The following is a 23,845-nucleotide window of genomic DNA, read 5'->3' as shown; positions in this document are numbered from 1 at the left end:
CCGGCCGCGCCGCCGGGGTCTCGGCGCGACTTCACCCCAAGCCGTTCCGATGTCCGCAGACGTGTCCGCAGACGTGTCCGAGGACGTCCGGCCCGGCGGCCTACCTGGTTCCCCCGCTCCTGCCGTGGTGCTGGTCGGTGGGTGTGCGGGCGGCGGCAGGATTAGGCGTCCGCCCGACAGGCCGGGAACGTATGCGAGAGCACATGTCCGGAACAAGTAGCGGAGTCACACACCGCACCTATTGACCTGGATGCGAGGCGTATGGGGCGCTTGATCCTTTGCGGCCGCCAAGGATCAACTGGCGCGAGGGGCAAGGCGTGACGCGCCTCGCGGGCGGACCGGCCGGTCCGCCCGCGAGTGACTCAAATCACCGGCGTTCGCGAGACCGGTGAATCGGACATTCAGCTCCATATCTCCTCAACCCGCCGTCCGCGGGATCCGCTTCTCCCAGGTCCGGTGGAAGACGATCTCGCCGTCCGCCGTGCAGATCACCTCGTTCGAGGTGAGGAAGTCCTCGCCGTCACAGGTGGTCTCCGAACGGGTGCGCACGGTGGTGTCCCAGGCCAGGTCCGGCCGGTGCAGCCGGATCGACCACTCCGAGCGGGCCCGGGCCGACAGGGGGTCCGCCTCGTTGATGGTGTACGTCTCCAGCGCGTCCTCGGTGAACTCCAGCCCGTCGGGATACAGCCGGGTCCCGCCGTACCGGGGGTCGACCTCCAGGCGCCACTCGCCCTTGGCCACGTCCCGCACGACCAGCCGCTCGGGGCGCGGTTCGTCCAGCGTGGCGGGCTGGTTGACGCCCAGGGGCTCGGACTGCTCGGGCTCCTCGAAGCCGATCCCCGTATCCGACTCCCGCTCGCGCACCGGGAGTTCGAGCGCGCTGCTCGCCGGATCCAGCGTGAACCCCGCCGCCGAGTCGGCCTGCGGCCAGATCCACGGCCAGTACGCGGAGGACACCGCGAGGCGGACGCGGTGGCCGGCCGGAAAGGCGTGCCCGATGCCGTTCAGCTCGAACTCGACGTCCTCCGTGGCTCCCGGCACCCACGGCACGACCTTGTCCCGCCCCTGCCGGGCCGTCAGGTTCAGCACGCCCCGGGTGACCAGGGTGGAGGAGCCGTCCGGGGCCACATCGCAGAGGCGCGCGATCACCTGGCCGCGCGGCACCCCGGAGGTCAGCCTCAGCCGCACCCTCGGCCGCCCCAGCACCCAGGTCTCCTCGTCCACCGGGAACTCGAAGCACATCGACCGCGCGTCCTCCTCCCGCTGGTCCGGCGGCAGGTCGGCGTCGTTGCCGAAGGGGAAGAAACGGCCGGCGTCAACGCCCGTGTGCTGCGGCGAGCGGACCGGGCGAGGGCCGCCCTGGAGGTCGTACGACACCGTCCTGACGTGGGGCGAGGGCCAGGCCGGCTCGCCGACCCAGCGGCCGGGGAGGGTGTCGTGGACCGTGGCCGGGGGGTGGGAGTCGCTGATGTAGGCGCGCAGGAGTGGTTCCCGCATGACGCCGGTGTCGACGCCCTTGAGGTGCTGGTCCCACCAGCGCAGGGTCTCCTGGAGGAAGCCGATCGCCGGTCCTGGCGGCAGGCCGCGGTCGGGGTACTGGTGGGACCAGGGCCCGATGAGGCCCCGCACGCGCGCGTGGGGGAGATGTTCCACCAGACGCAGCACGGTGTCGCGGTACGGGTCGTGCCAGCCGCCGACGGCCAGGACGGCGGCGTCGATCGCGTCGTAGTCCTCGCAGACGCTGCCGTGCCGCCAGTAGCGGTCGCGGGTCTGGTGGTCGAGCCAGGTGTGGAGGAAGGGCTCGACCTCCTCCAGGCGCTCCAGCCACATCTCCCGCCACGCCTCGCCGACGTACCGCGGGTCCGGCGGGCGGGAGACGAAGGCGAGCATGGTCGCCGCCCAGGCGTGCATGTCCACCGCGAGGACGGAACCTCCCATGTAGTGCACGTCGTTGTCATAGCGGTCGTCGGTGGAGCAGACGGTGACGACCGCCTTGAGCGGCTCGGGTGCGAGGGCCGCGATCTGGAGGGAGTTGAAGCCGCCCCAGGAGATACCGAACATGCCGACCTTGCCGTCGCACCAGGGCTGTTCCGCCAGCCAGTTGACCACTTCGACCCCGTCGGCCAGTTCGGTCGCCGAGTACTCGTCGCCCGGCATGCCCCCGCTGTTGCCGTGCCCGCGCACGTCGACGCGGACGGAGGCGTAGCCGTGGCCCGCGTACCAGGGGTGGCGCTGCCAGTCGCGGGGCGCGGTCCAGTCGGTCAGCCGGTAGGGCAGGTATTCGAGGATCGCGGGTACCGGTTCGTTGGTGCGGGGCCGCCACACGCGCGCGTAGAGGAGCGTGCCGTCCGACAGCGGGATGCGGCAGTCCTCGTGGGTCGTCTCGTAGGGGAAGGACGTACGGATGTGCAGGCTCATCGGGTGACCTCAGTGGACGGGGTGCATGGTGCGACGCAGCCAGGGCGCGGCCGCCATCACGGCCAGGCCCGCGGCCACCGCGACCGCGCCGTTGACGCCGAAGTAGGCCGGCTGGGAGACGTCGTCGTAGAGCTTCACCGTCTGGGCCTGGATGCCGTTGGCCAGGGCGAGCGACAGGAACCACAGGGACATGGTCTGGCTGGAGAAGGCGACCGGGGCGAGCTTGGTGGTGGCCGACATGCCGGAGGTCTCCAGCAGGATGTCGCCGAGCCCGAGCAGCAGATAGGAGCCGACGATCCACCAGGCGGACATCAGGTACGTGCCGCCGCCGTGCCCGCTCGTCGGCAGGGCCATCAGCAGGAACGACAGACCGCCGAGCACGACCCCGATCGCGATCTTGTTGGAGGCGTGCGGCTGGCTGCGCCCCATCCGCACCCACAGGGCTGCGACGACCGGCGCGAGAGCCACCTCGAAGGCGCCCAGCGCGGAGGCGTACCAGCTCGCCGGGAAGTCGAAGCCGAGGAGGGTGGTCTCGGCGTTCGTCGAGGCCAGCAGCATCATCGTCGAGTAGGCCTGGAACAGGATGAAGTTGAAGACCGTCGAGGCCAGGAAGAGCACGATGTACGGCTTGAGCCGCCCGCGCTCCTCCCGCGTGACCCGGGGGCTCGCGAACATCACCGCGAAGTAGACGACCGGGGCGATCACCGAGATGAGCGTGAGCAGGTCGACGAACCGGCCCATGGTGAGCCATCCGGCGAGCGCCAGCGCCGTGGCGATCACCGCCACGACGATCGTCCCTACGACGATCAGGCGGACCGCGCGGCGCATCGCGTCCGGGGCGAGGGCGGACTCGGCCGCGTTCTCGCGCCCCGCCAGGTGCCGGCGGCCCAGGACGTACTGGACGAGCCCGAGGGTCATGCCGACCGCGGCCGCCGAGAACCCCCAGTGCCAGCCCCGGTGGTCGCCGAGCCAGCCGGTGATCAGCGGGCCCGCGAAGGCGCCGATGTTGATCGCCATGTAGTACAGGGCGAACCCGGCGTCACGCCGGTCGTCGTCGGTGCGGTAGAGCTTGCCGACCATGGTGGCCACGTTGGGCTTGAGGAGCCCGGTGCCGGCGCTGATCAGCCCCAGGCCCACCCAGGTCATGGTGGCGGTGGGCACGGCCATGGAGTAGTGGCCGCAGGCGATCAGGACGCCACCCCACAGCACCGCGCGGTAGGAGCCGAGGACGCGGTCGGCGAGCCAGCCGCCGGCGACGGAGACCAGGTAGACGAGCGTGCCGTAGGCCGCCGAGACGGACGCGGCGGTTCCGGCCGACATGCCCAGACCGCCGGAGGCGACCGCGTCGGCGAAGTAGAGGACGAGGATGGCCTGCATGCCGAGGAACGAGAAACGCTCCCAGACCTCCAGACCGGAGAGGGTCAGCAGGCCTCTGGGCTGGCCGAAGAACGCGTGATTGTCCTGGGGAGGCGGCTGGTTGCCGGGGGCGGTGTCGACGTCGGTTCGGGACACGCTCTGCTACTTCCGTCCAATCCATTGCATATCCGCACATATCGGGTGATCAAAAAACATACCCGCGATGATCCGATACCGCCCGGCCTGGACGGGTGGGCGCTATCGGTGATCGAAACGTGACCGGATACGCTGACTTGAGTGATGGCAGCGACCTATCGACAAACCGTGTAATCGCCAGTAGACACCAGCAGACAGGAGATCCCTCGTGACCGTCGTCGGGCCGTTCGGGCTGAGCGTGCGGGACCAGGCTCTGGAAGCCGATGTCCAGGCCGGATTGGCGGCCGTCGAGGAGGGACTGCTCGAAGCCACCAAGAGTGAAGTCCCCTTCATCACCGAGGCCGCCCAGCATCTGGTGCGAGCCGGGGGCAAGCGTTTTCGGCCACTGCTCGTGATGCTTGCTGCCCAGTTCGGGGACCCTTATGCGCCCGGTGTCGTGCCGTCCGCCGTGGTGGTGGAGCTGACCCATCTGGCGACGCTGTACCACGACGACGTCATGGACGAGGCCGCCGTCCGCCGCGGGGTGGACAGCGCCAACGCCCGCTGGGGCAACTCGGTCGCCGTCCTCACGGGTGACTTCCTGTTCGCCCGCGCCTCGCACATCCTGGCCGACCTCGGTCCCGAGGCGGTCCGGGTGCAGGCCGAGGCGTTCGAGCGGTTGGTCACCGGCCAGATCCTGGAGACGGCGGGGCCGATCGACGGACGCGACCCGGTCGAGCACTACCTCGACGTGCTCGGCGGCAAGACGGGCTCGCTGGTCGCGGTCTCCTGCCGCTTCGGCGCGATGATGTCGGGCGCCGACGAGACGGTGGTCGACGTGCTGACCCAGTACGGCGAGCGGCTGGGCGTCGCCTTCCAGCTGGCCGACGACGTGCTCGACATCGCCTCCGACTCCCACGAGTCCGGCAAGACCCCGGGCACGGACCTGCGGGAGGGCATCCCCACCCTGCCGGTGCTGCGACTGCGGGAGCGGGCCGAGCGGCTGGGCCTCGCCGAGGACATCGCCCTGTGCGAGCTGCTCGACTCCGACCTGACCGACGACGCCCGGCACGCGGAGGCGCTGGCCGCGCTGCGGGCGCACCCCGCGCTGGAGCAGGCGCGCCGGGACACCGTCCGGTACGCGGAGGAGGCGCGGTCCGCGCTGGCGCCGCTGCGGGAGTGCGACGCGAAGGCGGCGCTCATGGAGCTCTGCGACGCGGTGGTGCATCGCGCGGGCTAGTGACGTACGTCACTTTCTTGGACCAAGTCCAAACTGGGATCCCTTCCGTATTCATGCCCAGAGGCCGCCGCAGCAGACGTCGGCCGCGATACGGGGAGAAAACACCATGGGCATGAACACGTTCTCGATGCGCCGGCAGAGCCTGCTCGTCACCGCGGTCGCCGTGGCAGCCGTCGGAGGTGTCGCCACCGCGACGGTCCCCGCCGCCGCGACCGACACCCCGGGCGGCAAGGAAGCCACCGTCCTCGCCGCCAGCCTGCGCGGCGCCAACGAGGTCCCGGTGGCGGGCGGCCCGGCCGTCGGGGACCGGGACGGTGCCGCGCTCCAGTTCGTGAAGGTCGGGGGGGACAAGGTCTCGGTCGCCGTGAAGTGGGCGGGGACGGGCCGGCCCACCGCGCTGCACATCCACGAGGGCGTGCGGGGCGCCAACGGCGGCATCAAGGTGGACTTCACCGACCTGCTGGGCAAGAGCAAACGGAAGTCGGTCACCGGCACGGTCAAGGTGGCGGACGCCGCGCTGCTGGACCGCCTGAAGGCGAACCCCACCTCCTTCTACGCCAACCTCCACACGGCCGAGTTCCCCGGCGGAGCCGTCCGCGGCCAGCTCCACAAGGTCACCGTCGCCGCCTTCGACTTCCGCGACGCGCTCCACAACTTCCAGGCATCCGTCCTCAAGGGCAAGCAGATCTACGAGTGCAAGCCGGCCACCGGCGGCGGCTTCGCCTTCGCGCAGCGGGACGTCAGCGCCGTACTGGCCGGGCGCATCGCCCACTCCTTCGTCGCGCCCAACTCCGGTACCCCGCAGTGGATCGCCCGGGACGGCAGCGCGGTCACCGGAGCCGTCATCTCCCGCACCCCGAACGGCGAGAAGAACATCCCCGAACTGGACCTCAGGGCCACCCAGTCCGGCAAGCACCACGGTCTGCTCGCCGACACCACCGAGATCCTGCGGCTGAACACCGTCGGCGGCGTCGCCCCGGCCGGCTCCTGCGCGTCGGGCACGATCGTCGGCGTGCCCTACCAGGCCGACTACGTGTTCCTGCGCGGCTGATCCCCTGCTCGAAGAGGCGGCGTCTCCACCCTTACCCCTACGGGTCGGGGGAGGCGCCGCCTCCATGTGTCATACCGCAGGTGTACATGGAGTTGAGCCCGCGGGTTGACGAATGCTCCTGGCCGATTTGGTGAGATGGACACAACGGAAAACACCACTCCTCACCGATTCGGGTGAGAATGGCGGCTACGGGGTGGACGTAAGGGAGTTCGACAGCCGCCGCCGACGACGGAGGTAAGGCACACATGGCACCGTTCGCATCAGACGACAGCGCGACCGCCGCGGAGGTCGACGACCTGCGCGCGGCCCGGCGGCGCAAAGCCGCGCGGTACGTCGTCCCGGTCGCGGTGGTGGGGGTGGCGGCGGCGACCATCGGGCTCGTCCCGGCGCTCGCCGACTCCGGCGACCCCGATCTGCCGAAGATCAGCGCGCAGGAACTCATCGAGAGGATCGCCGCCTCGGACGTGGAGCAGCTGTCCGGCACGGTGAAGATCACCACGGATCTCGGACTGCCCGACCTCGGCGGTCTGGAGAGCAGCCTGGCCTCCGGCGCCATGGAGTCGGGCGACGGCGGCTCCTCCGCCGACCCGTCGAGCAAGCTCACCGAGCTCGCCACCGGCACGCACACCCTGCGCGTCGCCGCCGACGGCCCCGACAAGCAGAAACTCTCGCTGCTGGAGAGCGCCTCCGAGTACAGCGTGATCCACAACGGCAAGGACGTCTGGGGCTACGACAGCAAGTCCAACGAGGTCTACCACTCGACCACCTCCGGCAGCGCGGAGGACGGCAAGGACCAGGCCGCCCCGGCCACGCCGCAGGAGATGGCCGAGGAGGCCCTGAAGGCGGTCGACGACACCACCTCGGTGACCGTCGACGGCACCGCGCAGGTCGCGGGCCGCGACGCCTACCGGCTCGTCATCAAGCCCAAGGACTCCGGGTCCACCGTCGGCCAGATCACCGTGGCCGTGGACTCGAAGACCGGGCTGCCGCTGAAGTTCACGCTCACCCCGTCCAGCGGCGGCGCCGCCGTGGTCGACGCGGGCTTCACCCAGGTCAGCTTCGCCAAGCCGGCCGCGTCCACCTTCGACTTCACCCCGCCCAAGGGCGCGAAGGTCACGGAGGGCGAGGACATCAAGGGTGAGGACATCCAGGGCGGCGAAGGCCACGAGGGCGCCGAGCGGCACGCCAGGCCCGAGGAGGACTTCGGCAAGGGCCTCGACGGTCTGAAGGTCATCGGCGAGGGCTGGAACTCCGTCGCCGTCTTCGACACCGGCGGCGAGGGCATGCCCTCCGGCTCCGAGGCCGGCGGTCAGTTCGGCGGCTTCCTGGACTCGCTCGGCGACAAGGTCACCGGCAAGTTCGGCTCGGGCACGGTCTTCTCGACCCGCCTGGTCAACGCCCTGATGACCGACGACGGCAAGGTCTACGTCGGCGCCGTCGACAAGGCCGCCCTGGTCAAGGCGGCCGACGCCGGCAAGTAGGCGCACCCGGCAACCGCCGTACGAGCACGACGAATCGAGGGAGCCGATGGGCGATACGCCCGCCACGGAACCGGAGTCCGAGCCGGATTCCCCGGGTGTGGACGACGACGTCATCCACGACAGCGTCATCCACACCCGCGCGCTCACCAAGCGCTACCGCGGCGGACAGCTCGCCGTGGACGGTCTCGACCTGACCGTCCCGGCGGGCAGCGTCTTCGGCTTCCTCGGCCCGAACGGCTCCGGCAAGACCACCACGATCCGCATGCTGATGGGCCTCATCGAGCCCACCTCCGGCGCGGCCCGCGTCCTGGGCCGCCCCATGCCCCGCTCCGCCCGCACCGTCCTGCCCCACGTCGGCGCCCTCATCGAGGGTCCCGCCCTCTACGGTTTCCTCTCCGGCCGCGACAACCTCGTCCGCTACGACGCCGCCGACCCGACCGCCGACCCGCGTACCCGGCGAGCTCGCGTCGCGGCGGCCCTGGACCGGGTCGGCCTCACCGCCGCCGCGGGCAAGAAGGCCAAGGCCTACTCCCTGGGCATGAAGCAGCGCCTGGGCCTCGCGGCCGCCCTGCTCCAGCCCCGCCGCCTCCTCGTCCTCGACGAGCCCACCAACGGCCTCGACCCCCAGGGCATGCGCGAGATCCGCTCCCTGATCCGCGAACTCGCCTCCGACGGCACCACCGTCTTCCTCTCCTCCCACCTCCTCGACGAGATCGAACAGGTCTGCACCCACGCCGCCGTCATGGCCCAGGGCCGCCTGATCACCCAGGGCGCGGTGACGGACCTGGCGGCGGGGACGAGGGGAAGGCTGGTCGTGACGACACCGGACGCGGGGGAGGCGGCACGGGTGCTGAAGGAACAGGGCGCGTCGGACGTGGTCATCACGGAGGACCGGGTGACGGCGGAGCCGCCGGACCGCGAACTGGCCGACCTCAACACCGCCTTGGTGACAGCGGGCGTCCGCGTCCGAGGGTTCGTGGTCGAACGGGCTTCACTGGAGGACGCGTTCGTGGCGCTGACGGGGGAGGGCTTCGATGTCGCGGGTTGAGGTAGACGCCCCTCAGGGGCGCGGGGAACTGCGCGACCAGCCCCCACAAAGGGAAAGCCGCCGTACAACCTTCTACGGCACCCTCTTCCGCAACGAACTGCACACCACCTTCCGCCGCTGGCGCACCCTCGCCCTACTCGGCGTACTCGCGGCCGTCCCCATCCTCGTAGGCATAGCAGTCAAGATCGAGACAGGCGACGGCTCCTCCGCCGGAGGCGCGGGTGGTGGCGGTCCGGCCTTCATCTCCCAGATCACCAACAACGGCCTGTTCCTCGTCTTCACCGCCCTCGCCGCCACCCTCCCCTTCTTCCTGCCGATGGCCATCGGCGTCATCGCGGGCGACGCGATAGCCGGCGAGGCGAACGCGGGCACCCTCCGCTACCTCCTGGTCGCCCCGGCCGGCCGCACCCGCCTGCTCCTCACCAAGTACGCGACGGTGATGACGTTCTGCCTGGTGGCGACCCTGGTCGTGGGGGTCTCGGCGCTGACGGTCGGCGCCCTGCTGTTCCCCCTGGGCGACCTGACGACGATCTCCGGCACCACGATCAGCTTCACGGACGGTCTGCTCCGGGCCCTCCTGATCGCCCTGGTGGTCGCCGCGTCACTGATCGGCGTGGCCGCCCTCGGCCTGTTCGTCTCGACCCTGACCACCAGCGGCATCGCGGCGATGGCGACCACGGTGGGCCTGCTCATCACCGTCCAGATCCTCGACCAGATCCCCCAACTGGACGCGCTCCACCCGTACTTCTTCTCCCACTACTGGCTGTCCTTCGCCGACCTCATGCGCGAGCCGATTTACTGGGACGACCTGACGAAGAACCTCGGCCTCCAGGCCCTGTACGCGGTGGTGTTCGGCTCGGCGGCCTGGGCGCGGTTCACGACGAAGGACATCGGATCCTGAAGGTCGGGCTCAGTCGGTCTCGCGGGTCTCGTCGGTCTCGTAGGGAAAACGGGCGAGCGGTGCCTCCCGCGCGAAGAACGTCTTCGCGCGGGCCAGCGCCTCGGTGTCCTTGAGGACGTCACCGGGCTTGCTGCCGTTGCCCAGCAGCACCCCGCCGAAGCGCATCCCCATGTACGCGGCCGAGTTGTTGAGCGTGCCGACCAGCGGATCGGCGACCTCGAACTCCTCGTGCGCGAGCGCGGTGACACCCCAGAGCGTGCGGCCCGCGAGCGTCGCCTTGAACTCGACGCCGGGGATGCGCAGCCAGCCCGACCAGTAGTCGAGGTAGCGCTTGACGGGGGCGGAGAGCGAGTACCAGTACAGCGGGGACGCGATCACGATGTCCGTCGCCGCGATCGTGGCGTCGAACAGCAGCCCGGGATTCCCCTCCGTGGGCCGGACGTGGTCGCTGTCGTGCCGCAGGTCCACGAACTCCGGCAACGGATGCTCGGCGAGGTTGATCCACTGCTGCTCGACGTCGGCGGGGAGCTGCTCGGCCGCCCGGCGGGCCAGCATCTCGGTGTTGCTCTCGGCACGGCTGCTGCCCAGCACGAACAGGAAGCGGCGGGTCATGAGGTCCCCCAGATGATGAGCGTACGACGACTCATTGCGTACGCATTTTATGCATACGCATCAAGTCGCCGCAATCATCGGCCGGGGGAGGCGGACCCGGTGAGACGGGCCAGGTCCCGTGTCTCGCGGGGCGGAGGGCCGGTGAGGTCGCCCAGACGCCAGGCGGAGACCCAGGGGACGCGGTGGACGTCGACGGCCGACTCGATCGTCCTGATCCGTTGGGCGAGGGGGCGGGGCAGCCGGCCGGGGGCGTCCGCGACCAGCACGACCGCGTCGAGATCGAGGCCGGGCGGGGCCTCGCCGCGCCGGAACACCTCCAGGGCGTGCAGGGCCGCCTGCAGACCGGCCGCGTGCGTACGGGCGACCAGCAGGACCGAGCGGGGGTCGGCCGGGCCCGGCCAGTCACGTCCGCAGTCGTGACCGCCGTAGACCGTGGCGAGGGTGGAGGTGCCGGCGCCGCCGTGGGTGCCGACGAAGGAGTGCCGCCGGGGGACGGCGGAGGCGTGGGCGGGCTCCGGGAGGCCGGAGTGCGGCCCCGGGTGCGGGGTGGCCACCGGGCCGCGGATCCAGATCTCCGGTCCGAGCTGTCCGTCCGTTCGCATGACCGTCCCCATGTCGGCGTTCCTCCCTGGTCAGCCGCTCCTACCCGGCGGTGCGCGCGGCATCCGGAAGACGTTTCTGACGAGGCGTGAGTTCCTGGAACGAGGCTGTGACGGCATGGTGACGTGAGAACCGGCCAGGGGCGGAGAGACTCGACAGTACGTATACGACCGGATCTTGACGCTGGGACTCGGGCCCGTCGGCGGGAGGGAGCACCATGGAACCCGATCGCGATGTCCGGCGACCTACCGACGCATCCGAGTGAGGGAACCGATGTCTCGTCTCAGCCGCGACAAGAAGCGCGCCCAGCACCCCATCCCGCGGCCCGCCGTGGGGGCGGCGCCGATCGAGGTCCACGTCCCCGGGGACGCCGCGCCCGGCACCGGTTCCGCCTGGGTCGGTGGCGTCCAGGTCACCGCCGCCCCCGGCCAGGAGGTCCAGCAGGCCGTCCTCGACCACCTCCACCACCTGGCCCTCACCACCGGCCACCCCGTCCTCGCCACCATCCACGACGAACGCATCGGCTACGTCGTCCCCCTCCACATCGCCCCCGACGGCTCCAGCGATTTCACGACGGAACCGGTACGGATGGCTCCGCCGGTGGGAGCACGGGACGTGAGGGAAGCGCGGGACGTGCCGGGCGCGGAGGGTGTGGGGGGTCTTCCGGAGGGTTCCGCTTCCTTCAGGGGTCGGGCGGCCGACGTACGGCCTCAGTGGGCGCACTACGACGTGGAGCCGGTGAGCGACGCCGAAGCCCCTCGGGAGCAGGACGCCGCGCCCGCCCAGGGTGGTGAGCCCGTGCGGGACGAGGTGCCGACGTTCCGGATGCGGGTCGTGGGTGACGAGGTCGCGCCGACGTTCGCGTTGCGGGCTCTGTCCGACGCGCCCCAGGCTCCCGCCCCGGGGACGGTCGTACCGCCCACCGGGGAGTTCGGGCCCCCGCCGGTGATGGACACCCCTCCCGCGTCCCCCGCCCCCCTGCCTTCGCCCGGACCGATGTCCCCGCCCGGACCGATGCCGACGCCCCCTCCCGCCCCCGCCCCCGTCTCCTTCCCCGACCCGGCCCCTCTCCCCACGACCGACTCCACTCCCACTCCGACCTCCACCCGCACCCCCGCTCCCCTCCCCACCCCCCTCCCCGACGACCTCGACGCCGCCCCCAAAGCCCCCACGCCGCCCCGGGGTTTCGACGCCGTGGCCGAGGCCGTGCTCGGGGACGAGCTGTTGACGTCCCCGGGGGACAGCAGCGTGCCCGCGGTGCTGGCGGAACCGATGGGGAGGATCAGCGAGGCGGTGAAGGCGGGGCGGACGGACGCGGCGGCGGAGTTGGCGGAGCGCACCGTGGCGGAGGCGTCGGAGGCGTTGGGCCCGGAGCACCCGGAAGTGCTGCGGCTGCGCGAACTGGCCGCGTACATCGCCTACTTGGCCGGAGATCCGGCCCACGCCTTCCGGGTCTCGCTCGACCTCGCCCACATCCACCACCGCACCCGCGAGGCGGAGTCCGCGTACGGCAACATCCAGAGCGCGGCCACCGCCTGGCGCGCCGTACGGGATCCGCGGCAGGGCCTGGACCTGGGCCGAGCGCTGATCGAACTGTGGGACGAACTCGCCGCGGAGGACGGCCCGGCCGCGGACGACAGGGAACGGCTGGAGGCGGCCCACGCCCGCATGAACCGCCTCACCGAACGAGCCCGCACCGACAGCTGACAGCCGGCCACAGCTCCGAACGCTGACGGCCGACCGCAGCCCCGGCCGGAGCTGCGGTCGGTGCCGAGACCGGTGCCGGTGCTGAGACCGGTGCCGAGACCGGCGCCGGGACGAGTCGGCCGTGCCTACTCCGACAGCTCCCACACCGCGTACGCGACCGCGTCGCTGTTCCGGTCGAGGGCCGTGTCGTTGATGTTGGCCGTCGTGTCGCACGACGAGTGGTAGCAGCGGTCGAAGGCCACCCCCGCGGTCCCGCCCCACTTGGTCACCTGGGCGGCGGTCTTCGCGCGGCTCGCCCCGGTGAAGAGGCCGCCGACCGGCACGCCCGCACTCTTGAACGGCGCGTGGTCGGAACGGCCGTCGCCCTCGGTCTCGATCTCCGTCGGCACACCGAGCCCGGTGAAGTACGCCTGGAAGGTCTTCTCGATGGCCGGGTCGTCGTCGTAGACGAAGTAACCGGGGTTCGGCGAGCCGATCATGTCGAAGTTGAGATAGCCGCTGATGCGCGAACGGTCCCCGGTGGACAGGCTGTTGACGTAGTAGCGGGAGCCGACCAGGCCCAGCTCCTCCGCGCCCCACCAGGCGAACCGCAGATGCTTGGTGGGCTGGAGGTTCGCCCGGGAGACGGCGAGCGCGGTCTCCAGGACGGCCGCGGAACCGGACGCGTTGTCGTTGATGCCCGGACCGGAGGAGACGCTGTCGAGGTGCGAGCCGGCCATGACGACCTGGCCGGTGTCCCCGCCGGGCCAGTCGGCGATCAGGTTGTAGCCGACGCGTCCGGAGGCCGTGAACTGCTGGATCCTCGTGGTGAACCCGGCGGCGTCCAGCTTGCCCTTCACATAGTCGAGCGAGGCTCTGTAGCCGGGGCGGCCGTGCGCCCGGTTGCCGCCGTTGGCGGTGGCTATGGACTGGAACTGGGCGAGGTGCGCCTTGACACTCGCCACCGGTATGTCGGGTGCGGCGGCGAGGGCGGGACCGGCGGAGCCGGCGGGGGTGGCGCCCGCCATGGATCCGCCGACCAGGAGCGAGACGGCCGCGACGACGGCGGTGGCCGCGGCGCGTCCGGGAACCGAGAGCTTCATGTGGGGGGCTCCGAATTCCTCAGGGAATGGGTGCCCGATGGTGAAGCTGAGGCTGACGCTCCGTCAAGAGCGCAATCCGGTCAAGGCAGTTCGCATAGCGGACCGCTCACCTCATTGCACGCAGAACTCGTTCCCCTCCGGATCCGCCATCACCACCCAGTGCCCCGACGGCTCCTTCACCTCCCGCAGCGCGCTCGCCCCCAGCTCCGTCAGCCGTGCGACCTCGCTCTCCATCCGTCCCTCGCCGGAGTGCAGGTCCAGGTGGAGCCGGTTCTTGACGGTCTTCGCCTCCGGCACCCGCTGGAACAGCAGCCGCCGCCCGAGACCGGTGCCGCTGCGTTCGTCGTACGGGTCGTCCGGATGCCGTACGGCGATCAGGTCCCGGAAGGCGAGGCGGCCGCGGAACTCGACGGTGGCCTCGCGGGGCAGGGCGCCGTGTTCCAGCAGCCCCTGGATGAGCGAGTCGTTGTCCTCGACCTCGTAGTGCAGCGCCGCCGCCCAGAACTCGGCCTGGGCGTGCGGGTCACCGGCGTCGACGACGAGCTTCCAGTGGAGAGGCGTGGGTGCTGTGTCAGTCATGCCTCCCTTATAGCCAGGCTTCAGGTCAGCGGCTGTCCTAAACGGCTTCGGCCTCGCGATGGTCGTACGTCTCCCGGGCCGCCGCGATCTCCTCCTGGTGCGCCTCGGTCCAGGTCACCAGGGACTGGATCGTGGCGTGCAGGGTCGCGCCCAGGGGGGTGAGCTCGTACTCCACGCGCGGCGGCACCACCGGATGCACGGTCCGCTTCACCAGGCCGTCCCGCTCCAGCGAGCGCAGCGTCACCGTCAGCATCCGCTGGCTGACGCCGTCGATCTCCCGGCGCAGTTCGGTGAAGCGCAGCCGCCGGTTGTCCAGCAGCGCGATGACGAGAAGCGACCACTTGTCGGCGATCCGGTCGAGGATCTGCCGTACCTGGCAGTCCTCGCGGGTGTCCCATTGGAAGGGGTCGGCGTCGCCGTAGTCGGTACTCACGCAGTTACTCGGTGACTTAGAAGTGCCTTCTTCCATGTCTGTCGATGCTGCCGGAGGCTGGGGGTGGTTACAAGAGGGAACCGACCCTCACTTGCGTAACTCCCCCTATTTCTCTGGAGCGTTGCCATGGGCGACCGTATGGACAGACGTGCCTGGGCACTGCTGCTCGTCCTGTGCGGAACGATCTTTTTGGAAGGCGCCGACATCGCGATGATGGCGGTAGCGATCCCGTCGATCAGATCCGAACTGGGACTGACGACCGGCACCGCGGCCTGGGTGATGAGCGGCTACGTCCTCGGGTACGCCGGCTTCACCCTCCTCGGCGGACGCGCCGCCGACCTGCTCGGCCGCCGCCGGATGTTCCTGACCTGGCTGACCGTCTTCCTGGTCTTCTCCGGCCTCGGCGGCTTCGCGACCGAGGGCTGGATGCTGGTCGTCGCCCGCTTCGTCACCGGCGTCGCCGCCGCGTTCATGACGCCGGCCGCGCTGTCCCTGATCACGACGTCGTACGAGCAGGGCCCGCAGCGCGAGAAGGCGCTGCTGGTGTTCGCCGGCACCGGGGCAGGCGGCTTCTCGCTCGGCCTCGTCATCGGCGGGCTGCTCACCGAGCTCGACTGGCGCTGGGTGTTCTTCGCCCCGGTGCTGCTGGCCGGTGCCCTGCTGCTCGCGGCCGTGCGGGTGGTGCCGCGGCAGGAGGCGCCGCCCTTCACCCGGCGCGGCTTCGACCTGCCCGGCGCGGTCACCGCCGCCGGCGCCATGCTGCTGGCCGCCTACACCGTCGTACGCCTGGAACACGGCCTGCACGACTGGCCGTCGACCGTGGGCACGGGGCTCGTGGCGCTCGTACTGCTGGCCGTCTTCGTCGGTGTCGAGCGCCGCTCGGCCGCGCCGCTGGTCCGGCTGGGGATCCTGCGGACGCCCTCGGTCGTGCGCGCGGACCTGGCGGCCCTGCTCTTCCTCGGGGCCTTCTTCGGCTTCCAGTTCGTGGTGACCCTCTACCTCCAGGAACTGCGCGGCTGGTCGGCCGTGCAGACGGCCGTCGCGCTCGTGATCATGGGCTGCGACGCGGTGCTGGCACCGACGCTCACCCCGAGGCTCGTCACCCGGTTCGGCAACGCCCGGGTGATCGTCGGCGGCTTCGTGCTGGCGGTCGTGGCGTACGGGCTGTTCCTGCCGGTGGGCATGGACTGGCCGTACCTGGCGATGCTGCCCACGCTGTTCGTCGCCGGCCTGGCCTTCGCCCTGGCCTACGGGCCGCTGACGATCATGGCGACCGAAGGGGTCGTCGACGCCGAACAGGGACTCGCGGGCGGGCTGCTGCACACCGCCACCCAGTTCGGCTCGGCGATCGGGATCTCGGCGGTGACGGCCGTCTACGGCTTGGCGGTCGGCGAGGCCGGCGGCTCCGACCCAGACACCACGCTCTCCGCCTTCCGTACGGCGCTGACGGTGCCCGTCGGCATGGTGCTGCTGGGCCTGGCGGTCTCGCTCCTGAGCGTGCGGGCGGCCCGGCGGGCGGTACGCAGCGCGTCCCAGGTCAGCAGCGTCAGCGCCAGCCAGACCAGCGCGAAACCGGCCCAGCGCTCGGGCGGCATGGCCTCGCGGTAGTAGAAGACGCCGAGCAGGAACTGGAAGACCGGCGCCAGGTACTGCAGGAGCCCCAGCGTGGACAGGGGCACGCGGATCGCGGCGGCGCCGAAGCAGACCAGGGGGAGCGCGGTGACGATGCCGGTGGAGGCCAGCAGGGCCGCGTGCGCGGGGCCCTCGGCGGTGAGGCTGAGGTCGCCCTGCGAGCCGAGCCACAGCAGGTAGCCGAGCGCGGGCAGGAACTGGATCGCGGTCTCTGCGGCCAGCGACTCCACTCCGCCGAGGTTCACCTTCTTCTTCACCAGGCCGTAGGTGGCGAAGGAGAAGGCGAGGGTCAGGGAGATCCACGGCAGCCGCCCGTACCCGACGGTCAGCACCAGGACCGCGGCGAAACCGACCCCGACCGCCGCCCACTGCACGGCCCGCATCCGCTCCTTCAGGAGCAGCACGCCCATCGCTATCGTGACGAGCGGATTGATGAAGTACCCGAGCGAGGCCTCGACCACCCGCCCGGTGTTCACGGACCAGATGTACAGGCCCCAGTTCACGGTGATGACCGCCGCGGCCACCGCGACGAGCCCGAGCTTGCGCGGCTGCCGCAGCAGCTCGCGGGCCCACGCCCAACGGCGTACGACGAGCAGCGCTACGGCGACGAAGACGAGGGACCAGACCATCCGGTGGGCGAGGATCTCGACCGCTCCGGCGGGCTTCATCAGCGGCCAGTAGAGCGGGACGAGCCCCCACATGCCGTACGCCGCGAAGCCGTTCAGCAGACCTGTCCGCTGCTCACCCCTCGGCCCCTTCGGCATCCCGCTCACGGGTCCTCCCTCGCACGTCCTGCTCACCTGCCGGCCCGCACGACGGTAACGCCGAGCGCCCCCGCCTGTCATACCCGTATCGCCATACGGTCGTGACAGCCGGGGGTGCCGGTGGTGCGAACCCCAGGACCTTGGGGGGAGTGTGGCCCTGGGGCGCTCGGGGGGTGTGCGTGCCGACCGGTCGGCCCTTGAGCGCGGGATCGGCCTTGAACCCGGTCAGCCCTTGAGCGCGGCCGCGATCGACTCGGAGATCGGGGTGGCCGGGCGGCCGGTCAGACGGGCCAGGTCGCCGGAGGTGACGACCAGCTCGCCCTTCTCGATGGAGGCGTCGACGCCGGCGAGGATCGCGGCGAGCGGCTCGGGCAGGCCGACGCCCGTCAGGATGCCGGTGTAGACCTCGACGGGGACGGCGTTGTAGGGGATCTCCCGGCCGGTCTGCCTGCTGACCTCCGCCGCGTACTCGGCGAAGCTCCACGCGTCGTCGCCGCCCAGCTCGTACGTCTGGTTCTCGTGGCCCTCGCCCGTCAGTACGGCGACGGCGGCGGCGGCGAAGTCGGCGCGCGAGGCGCTGGAGATCCGGCCGTCACCGGCGGCCTGGACGACGGCGCCGTGCTCCAGGACGGGGGCGAGGTTCTCGGTGAAGTTCTCGTTGTACCAGCCGTTGCGCAGCAGCGTGTAGGGCAGGCCGGAGGCCAGCAGCGCCTTCTCGGTGCCGCGGTGGTCGTCGGCGAGCGCGGCGGTGAGGGTGCCGGGGGCGCTGGTGTACGCGAGCAGGGCGACACCGGCCGCCTTGGCGGCGTCGATCACGGCCGTGTGCTGGCCGACGCGGTCGTTCCCGACCTCGCTGCCGGATATCAGCAGCACCTTGTCCCCGGCGCTGAACAGCCCGTCGAGGGAGGCGGGGGCGCTGTAGTCGGCCAGCGCGATCTTCACCCCGCGGTCGGCGAGGTCCGCCGCCCTCTCCGCGTTCCGCACGACCGCGGTGATCTGCTCCGCCGGAACCTTCTCCAGCAACTGCTCCACGACGTGACGGCCGAGGTGTCCGGTGGCTCCGGTGACAACGATGCTCATGGTCTGCGATCTCCTTGCGGGGGTGTGTTTCTGTCACTAACCCTAGGAGGTGCGCTAACTCTTGGAAAGTACCCACTTTGACGTAAGGCACTTACTTCAAGGTAAGGGTGCGGGTGGGAACGGCTGCGCAGGAGGGTGGGCGGGGGCTGTGCAGGAGGGTGGACGGGGACGGCGCCAGGGGGCACACGCCCGTCAGGGCGTCGCGCCACGGGGGCGGCATGTCCACCCGTGCGCCCCCTCCACGCCTCCCGCGCCCGTGAGCTTTGCCGGGCAGGCTGGAGGGGGAGTGGACACTGCACCCGGGGGTTTCCGTGACATGACCACACTGACGCCAGCCGCTAGGCGGATCGGTTCTGCAATGGTGGCGGGGTTGGGGCTGGTCTGGTCGCCCCTCGGCCGGGACGCCCGCCGCCGGCGCCGCGAGGCGCAGCGGGAACTGGTCCGCCGGATCGCTCAGCTGGGCGAGGAGCTCCACGGCATCGGACAGGAACTCCGCCGGGCCAACGAGATCCAGATGCACCGCCTCCTCACGGAACAGCTCGACCGGGCCATCGACGACCCCACGCTCGCCGCCGCCATGAGCACCCTGCGCGGCATCTCCGACCACAAGCGCCGCCAGATGCTCTTCGCCAACCGGGAGTACGCCACGATCGTGCTCTCGCACCGCACCGGCAACATCGACTGGAGCGAACTCCTCGGCCACCTCCGCGTCCTGTGCCGCAACGAGATCTTCGCGGAGTACTGGGAGCACACGGTCGAGCACCGGCGCAGTCTCGCCGACGGCTCGCTGGAACGGCTGGTGGGGGAGGCCGTCGACGCCCTGCTCGACGAACTCGCCGACGATCCGGAGGAGTGGTGGATCGTCGGTCCCGCGCCGGAGCCGCCCGGCGACTGAGCGGGCACTTGTGCGGCGCACGGGGGTGCAAATGTGTGAGCGGCGGCACGGTGAGCATGCTTTGGCAGGGTCACGGTGACTCCCGGAGTGAGGGGTGCGAGTGCCCCTCACTCTCGATGTGCGGGGCCCACGCAGGGCTCCGAAAGGGGGCTGCTCAGTTGCGCCATGAGCTCTCGTCCGTCCGCATCTCCCGCCGCATCGGCGCCTCCCCGCAGCAACGCGGAAGCCATACCGGCGAGACCTGCCCGGACCTCTTTGAGCTGTCTGACGGTAACTACGCCATCATCGGAACCGAAGCCACCGCCGCTCTCGACCCCCACCTTCCTCCGGACGCCGCAAGAGCCGACTACGAGCGCATCGTCGTGATCACCCGCGAGACCCTCATCCGAGCCAAGAAGGACATCCCCGACGCGTGAGAGACGTGTGAGAGACGCGTGAGACCAAGGGCCCGGGTGCGATGTGCATCCGGGCCCTGCGGACGTCAGCCCACCACCGTCCAGGTGTCCCCGCCCGCCAGCAGTGCCCCCAGATCCCCCTTGCCGTTCTGCTCGATCGCCGCGTCCAGCTGGTCCGACATCTGGGTGTCGTACACCGGCCGGTCCACGGAGCGCAGGACGCCGATCGGGGTGTGGTGGAGGGTGTCGGGGTCGGCGAGGCGGGAGAGGGCGAAGGCGGTGGTCGGGGACGCGGCGTGGGCGTCGTGGACCAGTACCTGGGCCTCGTTGTCCGGCGTCACCGCCACCACCTTGAGATCGCCCGTCACCGGGTCCCGGACGACCCCCTTGGACAGTCCCCCACTCTCGGCTTCGCTCGAGCGGGCGGTGCCCCCACCGCCGAAGCGGATCGGCTGCCCGTGCTCCAGGCGGATCACCGCCTCCTCGGCCTGCTGTCGGTCCTTGAGGGCCTCGAAGGCGCCGTCGTTGAAGATGTTGCAGTTCTGGTAGATCTCGATCAGCGCGGTCCCCGGATGGGCGGCCGCCTGGCGCAGCACGTCGGTGAGGTGCTTGCGGTCGGAGTCCACCGTCCGCGCCACGAAGGACGCCTCCGCGCCGAGGGCGAGCGAGACCGGGTTGAAGGGCGCGTCCAGCGAGCCCATCGGGGTCGACTTGGTGATCTTGCCGACCTCGGAGGTGGGCGAGTACTGGCCCTTGGTGAGGCCGTAGATCCGGTTGTTGAAGAGCAGGATCTTGAGGTTCACGTTCCGGCGCAGGGCGTGGATGAGGTGGTTGCCGCCGATCGACAGCGCGTCGCCGTCACCCGTGACCACCCACACCGACAGATCGCGCCTGCTGGCGGCCAGGCCGGTGGCGATCGCCGGCGCCCGGCCGTGGATGGAGTGCATGCCGTAGGTGTTCATGTAGTACGGGAAGCGGGACGAGCAGCCGATGCCCGAGACGAAGACGATGTTCTCCTTGGCCAGGCCCAGCTCCGGCATGAAGCCCTGGACCGCGGCGAGGATGGCGTAGTCACCGCAGCCGGGGCACCAGCGGACCTCTTGATCGCTCTTGAAGTCCTTCATCGACTGGCGGGCCTCGGCCTTGGGAACGAGCGAGAGCGCCTCGATCGTGCCCGTGCCTTCCGTGGACGTCTCAGCCATCGATGGCCTCCTTGAGAGCCGTGGCGAGCTGTTCGGCCTTGAACGGCATTCCGTTGACCTGGTTGTACGAGTGGGCGTCGACCAGGTATTTCGCCCGGATCAGCGTGGCGAGCTGCCCGAGGTTCATCTCGGGGATCACGACCTTGTCGTAGCGCGCGAGGACGGTGCCGAGGTTGGCCGGGAAGGGGTTGAGGTGGCGCAGATGGGCCTGCGCGATCGACTCACCGGCCGTGCGCAGCCGCCGGACGGCCGCGGTGATCGGCCCGTACGTCGATCCCCAGCCCAGCACCAGCGTCCGCGCCCCGTGCGGGTCGTCGACCTCCAGCTCGGGCACGTCGATGCCGTCGATCTTGGCCTGGCGGGTGCGGACCATGAAGTCGTGGTTGGCGGGGTCGTAGGAGATGTTGCCGGAGCCGTCCTGCTTCTCGATGCCGCCGATGCGGTGTTCGAGACCTGGCGTGCCGGGGATCGCCCACGGCCGGGCGAGCGTCTGCGGGTCCCGCTTGTACGGCCAGAAGACCTCGGTGCCGTCCTCCAGGGTGTGGTTGGGCCCCTGGGTGAACTGCACACGCAGGTCCGGGAGTTCGTCGACCTCCGGGATCCGCCAGGGCTCCGAACCGTTGGCCAGGTAGCCGTCGCTCAGCAGCATCACCGGCGTGCGGTACGTCAGCGCGATCCGGGCCGCCTCCAGGGCGGCGTCGAAGCAGTCGGCCGGGGTGCGGGGCGCGACGACGGGGACCGGGGCCTCGCCGTTGCGGCCGTACATCGCCTGGAGCAGGTCCGCCTGCTCGGTCTTGGTGGGCAGACCGGTGGACGGCCCACCGCGCTGGATGTCGATGACGAGGAGCGGCAGTTCGAGCGAGACGGCGAGACCGATGGTCTCGGACTTCAGCGCCACGCCCGGACCGGAGGTGGTGGTCACCGCCAGCGAGCCGCCGAAGGCCGCGCCCAGCGCCGCGCCGATGCCGGCGATCTCGTCCTCGGCCTGGAAGGTCCGTACGCCGAAGTTCTTGTGCTTGGACAGCTCGTGCAGGATGTCGCTGGCCGGGGTGATCGGGTACGACCCGAGGAACAGCGGGAGGTCCGCCTGGCGGGACGCGGCGACCAGTCCGTAGGACAGCGCGAGGTTGCCGGAGATGTTTCTGTAGGTGCCGATCGGGAACGCCGTCGCGGCCGGTGCGACCTCGTAGGAGACCGCGAAGTCCTCCGTCGTCTCGCCGAAGTTCCAGCCCGCGCGGAAGGCGGCGATGTTCGCGGCCGCGATGTCGGGCTTCTTGGCGAACTTGGTCTTCAGGAACTTCTCGGTGCCCTCGGTGGGCCGGTGGTACATCCACGACAAGAGGCCGAGCGCGAACATGTTCTTGCTGCGCTCGGCCTCTTTGCGACTGAGGTCGAAATCCTTCAGGGCCTCGACGGTCAGAGTGGTCAGCGGCACCGGATGGAGGCTGTAACCGTCGAGCGAGCCATCCTCCAGCGGCGAGGCCGCGTACCCCACTTTCTGCATCGCCCGTTTGGTGAACTCGTCCGTGTTGACGATGATCTCCGCCCCGCGCGGCAGATCGCCCACGTTGGCCTTCAGGGCGGCCGGGTTCATCGCCACCAGGACGTTCGGGGCGTCACCGGGCGTGAGGATGTCGTGGTCGGCGAAGTGCAGCTGGAAGGACGAGACACCCGGCAGGGTGCCGGCGGGGGCCCGGATCTCGGCCGGGAAGTTCGGCAACGTCGACAGGTCGTTGCCGAAGGACGCCGTCTCCGAGGTGAAACGGTCACCGGTGAGCTGCATGCCGTCACCCGAGTCCCCCGCGAAACGGATGATCACCCGGTCCAGGCGGCGGACGTCCTTCGCCCCTGCCGCTTTGCGCTGCTCTCCCACGACGGTTCCGTCGGCCTGCTCCGCTGGGCTACTGACCTGGCTGGTCACTGAACTGGACCTCCCTAGAGGCGGCTGTCCGGGAGCGGCCGTCCCATGGGCCCTCCCAGGATCAACCCTACGACCGTGAGGGTCGCCTTCCCCGGGTCATTCGCATGATGGACACGCTTTTGAGACGGTACGGCGCCCTGACTTGTCACGATTTACTCGCCCCCCGGCGCTGCTCTGGAAGACGCGGGTTGTCGCTGCGCGGTTCTTGTCCGGCACGGTTCTCCGGCACGGTGTCGACGTATCTGACGTGGCGTCAGATGTCCAGTGGTTGAGGTAGGTCGGTGGTTCGGGTGGGTCAGGTAGATCTGGAGTTGAGGTGGGTCAGATGGATCAGGAGTTCAGGTGGGTCAGGAGTTCAGGTAGGTGAGGACCGCCAGGACGCGGCGGTGGTCGCCGTCGCTCGGGGAGAGCCCGAGCTTGAGGAAGATGTTGCTGACGTGCTTCTCCACGGCCCCGTCGCTCACCACCAGCTGCCGGGCGATCGCCGAATTGGTCCGGCCCTCGGCCATCAGCCCCAGCACCTCCCGCTCCCGCGGGGTGAGCCCCGCGAGCACGTCCTGCTTGCGGGAGCGCCCGAGCAGCTGCGCGACGACCTCCGGGTCCAGGGCCGTACCGCCCTCGGCCACCCGTACCACCGCGTCCACGAACTCTCGCACCTCCGCCACGCGGTCCTTCAGCAGATAGCCGACGCCGCGACTGGAACCGGCCAGCAGTTCGGTGGCGTACCGCTCCTCCACGTACTGCGACAGAACGAGTACCCCGAGTCCGGGATGTGACTTCCGCAGCTGCACGGCCGCCCGGACGCCTTCGTCCGTGTGCGTCGGCGGCATCCGCACGTCCGCCACCACCACATCGGGCAGCTCACCCTGCGCGTCCAGCTCGGTGATCGTCTTGACCAGAGCCTCCCCGTCCCCGACCCCGGCGACGACGTCGTGCCCACGGTCGGTCAGCAACCGGGTCAGGCCCTCCCTCAGCAGCACTGAATCCTCGGCGATGACCACCCGCACCCTGTCCTCCACGATCTTCGGCCCCCCACGCCCGTCCACCCCTACGACAAGGCCCAGCATTCCAGCATTCAACCCCGCCCGTGCCCACCCGGACCGAATCACCGCCAACGGGACCACGAGGAGACCGAATCCAACCTTGCGCGAGGCTGGTTGTCGGGGGTTGGGGGAGAGAAGACGGGAGAACGCCGGCCCGGGCACTGTCAGCCCGTCCGGCGTTTGAGGACGAGGCCCCTTAAGGGCCGATAGGGGGTCCAGGGGGCGCAGCCCCCTGGGGGCGGCAGCCCCAGGGATGGGACGGGTAGGGGC

General features: G+C 70.5%; 20 protein-coding genes and 1 pseudogene. 9 read left to right on the top strand and 12 right to left on the bottom strand.

Going from position 1 to position 23,845, the window contains the following annotated elements:
• Nucleotides 1–417: 417 nt before the first annotated feature.
• A complete protein-coding gene (locus K4B79_RS40210) occupies nt 418–2,412 on the bottom strand; it encodes a CocE/NonD family hydrolase (protein ID WP_232032518.1) in 1,995 nt (664 codons plus the stop codon).
• A 15-nt stretch (nt 2,413–2,427) separates the two neighbouring features.
• Nucleotides 2,428–3,930, bottom strand: coding sequence for a peptide MFS transporter (locus tag K4B79_RS40205; RefSeq protein ID WP_232032381.1), 1,503 nt, complete (start codon nt 3,928–3,930; stop codon nt 2,428–2,430).
• Nucleotides 3,931–4,138: 208 nt separating this feature from the next.
• Here K4B79_RS40205 and K4B79_RS40200 point away from each other — a divergent pair, with 208 nt between their 5' ends.
• The 5 genes from K4B79_RS40200 to K4B79_RS40180 all read left to right on the top strand — a co-directional run bounded on the left by K4B79_RS40200 (nt 4,139) and on the right by K4B79_RS40180 (nt 9,630).
• The gene (locus K4B79_RS40200) at nt 4,139–5,149 is read left to right on the top strand and encodes a polyprenyl synthetase family protein (RefSeq protein ID WP_232032380.1); all 1,011 of its coding nucleotides are present in this window, start codon (nt 4,139–4,141) and stop codon (nt 5,147–5,149) included.
• 106 nt (nt 5,150–5,255) lie between these two features.
• Nucleotides 5,256–6,200: a CHRD domain-containing protein gene (locus K4B79_RS40195; protein WP_232032379.1), complete on the top strand. Its 945-nt coding sequence runs from the start codon at nt 5,256–5,258 to the stop codon at nt 6,198–6,200.
• Nucleotides 6,201–6,445: 245 nt separating this feature from the next.
• On the top strand, nt 6,446–7,681 hold the full coding sequence (locus K4B79_RS40190; RefSeq protein WP_232032378.1) for a LolA family protein: 1,236 nt from the start codon (nt 6,446–6,448) through the stop codon (nt 7,679–7,681).
• A gap of 46 nt (nt 7,682–7,727) precedes the next feature.
• Nucleotides 7,728–8,729 (top strand): ABC transporter ATP-binding protein, encoded by a 1,002-nt coding sequence (locus K4B79_RS40185; RefSeq protein ID WP_232032377.1) that lies wholly within the window; start codon nt 7,728–7,730, stop codon nt 8,727–8,729.
• Complete coding sequence (locus tag K4B79_RS40180) at nt 8,716–9,630, top strand: ABC transporter permease (protein WP_232032376.1); 915 nt, start codon at nt 8,716–8,718, stop codon at nt 9,628–9,630. Before K4B79_RS40185 ends, K4B79_RS40180 begins: the two co-directional genes overlap by 14 nt.
• A gap of 9 nt (nt 9,631–9,639) precedes the next feature.
• Here the strand turns inward: K4B79_RS40180 and K4B79_RS40175 are convergent, their stop codons facing one another.
• Together K4B79_RS40175 and K4B79_RS40170 are read right to left on the bottom strand one after the other, a co-directional pair.
• A complete protein-coding gene (locus K4B79_RS40175) occupies nt 9,640–10,242 on the bottom strand; it encodes a flavodoxin family protein (RefSeq protein ID WP_232032375.1) in 603 nt (200 codons plus the stop codon).
• 74 nt (nt 10,243–10,316) lie between these two features.
• On the bottom strand, nt 10,317–10,844 hold the full coding sequence (locus tag K4B79_RS40170) for a DUF6668 family protein (RefSeq protein WP_232032374.1): 528 nt from the start codon (nt 10,842–10,844) through the stop codon (nt 10,317–10,319).
• Between the two features lie 271 nt (nt 10,845–11,115).
• Here K4B79_RS40170 and K4B79_RS40165 point away from each other — a divergent pair, with 271 nt between their 5' ends.
• Complete coding sequence (locus tag K4B79_RS40165; RefSeq protein ID WP_232032373.1) at nt 11,116–12,549, top strand: tetratricopeptide repeat protein; 1,434 nt, start codon at nt 11,116–11,118, stop codon at nt 12,547–12,549.
• Between the two features lie 125 nt (nt 12,550–12,674).
• Here K4B79_RS40165 and K4B79_RS40160 read toward each other — a convergent pair whose 3' ends face one another.
• From K4B79_RS40160 to K4B79_RS40150, 3 genes are all read right to left on the bottom strand, one after another.
• Nucleotides 12,675–13,631 (bottom strand): M28 family metallopeptidase, encoded by a 957-nt coding sequence (locus tag K4B79_RS40160; RefSeq protein WP_232032372.1) that lies wholly within the window; start codon nt 13,629–13,631, stop codon nt 12,675–12,677.
• 111 nt (nt 13,632–13,742) lie between these two features.
• Nucleotides 13,743–14,210 carry a VOC family protein gene (locus K4B79_RS40155; RefSeq protein WP_232032371.1) on the bottom strand — a complete coding sequence of 156 codons (468 nt, stop codon included), beginning with the start codon at nt 14,208–14,210 and terminating at the stop codon, nt 13,743–13,745.
• Nucleotides 14,211–14,247: 37 nt separating this feature from the next.
• A complete protein-coding gene (locus tag K4B79_RS40150; protein WP_232032370.1) occupies nt 14,248–14,679 on the bottom strand; it encodes a winged helix-turn-helix transcriptional regulator in 432 nt (143 codons plus the stop codon).
• Between the two features lie 90 nt (nt 14,680–14,769).
• Between K4B79_RS40150 and K4B79_RS40145 the strand changes: the two are divergent.
• Nucleotides 14,770–15,936, top strand: a pseudogene (locus tag K4B79_RS40145) (MFS transporter); the annotation flags it as partial.
• An 80-nt stretch (nt 15,937–16,016) separates the two neighbouring features.
• Here the strand turns inward: K4B79_RS40145 and rarD are convergent.
• Both rarD and K4B79_RS40135 read right to left on the bottom strand, forming a co-directional pair.
• A complete protein-coding gene (rarD, locus tag K4B79_RS40140) occupies nt 16,017–17,039 on the bottom strand; it encodes an EamA family transporter RarD (protein WP_232032517.1) in 1,023 nt (340 codons plus the stop codon).
• A gap of 225 nt (nt 17,040–17,264) precedes the next feature.
• Nucleotides 17,265–18,119 carry an SDR family oxidoreductase gene (locus K4B79_RS40135; protein WP_232032369.1) on the bottom strand — a complete coding sequence of 285 codons (855 nt, stop codon included), beginning with the start codon at nt 18,117–18,119 and terminating at the stop codon, nt 17,265–17,267.
• A gap of 316 nt (nt 18,120–18,435) precedes the next feature.
• Here K4B79_RS40135 and K4B79_RS40130 point away from each other — a divergent pair, with 316 nt between their 5' ends.
• Complete coding sequence (locus K4B79_RS40130; RefSeq protein WP_269464536.1) at nt 18,436–19,014, top strand: DUF6082 family protein; 579 nt, start codon at nt 18,436–18,438, stop codon at nt 19,012–19,014.
• A 158-nt stretch (nt 19,015–19,172) separates the two neighbouring features.
• Nucleotides 19,173–19,430 (top strand): hypothetical protein, encoded by a 258-nt coding sequence (locus K4B79_RS40125; RefSeq protein WP_232032367.1) that lies wholly within the window; start codon nt 19,173–19,175, stop codon nt 19,428–19,430.
• Between the two features lie 65 nt (nt 19,431–19,495).
• Here K4B79_RS40125 and K4B79_RS40120 read toward each other — a convergent pair whose 3' ends face one another.
• The 3 genes from K4B79_RS40120 to K4B79_RS40110 all read right to left on the bottom strand — a co-directional run bounded on the left by K4B79_RS40120 (nt 19,496) and on the right by K4B79_RS40110 (nt 23,539).
• On the bottom strand, nt 19,496–20,611 hold the full coding sequence (locus K4B79_RS40120) for a 2-oxoacid:ferredoxin oxidoreductase subunit beta (RefSeq protein ID WP_232032366.1): 1,116 nt from the start codon (nt 20,609–20,611) through the stop codon (nt 19,496–19,498).
• Nucleotides 20,604–22,532 carry a 2-oxoacid:acceptor oxidoreductase subunit alpha gene (locus K4B79_RS40115; protein WP_232032365.1) on the bottom strand — a complete coding sequence of 643 codons (1,929 nt, stop codon included), beginning with the start codon at nt 22,530–22,532 and terminating at the stop codon, nt 20,604–20,606. Before K4B79_RS40115 ends, K4B79_RS40120 begins: the two co-directional genes overlap by 8 nt.
• A 347-nt stretch (nt 22,533–22,879) precedes the next feature.
• Complete coding sequence (locus K4B79_RS40110) at nt 22,880–23,539, bottom strand: response regulator transcription factor (protein ID WP_306504574.1); 660 nt, start codon at nt 23,537–23,539, stop codon at nt 22,880–22,882.
• Nucleotides 23,540–23,845: the final 306 nt, after the last annotated feature.

It is taken from the genome of Streptomyces lincolnensis (assembly GCF_021173675.1).
Lineage (GTDB): Bacteria > Actinomycetota > Actinomycetes > Streptomycetales > Streptomycetaceae > Streptomyces > Streptomyces lincolnensis_B.
The sequence above is the reverse complement of the archived record's forward strand: the minus strand, read 5'-3'. Positions and strand labels throughout refer to the sequence as shown.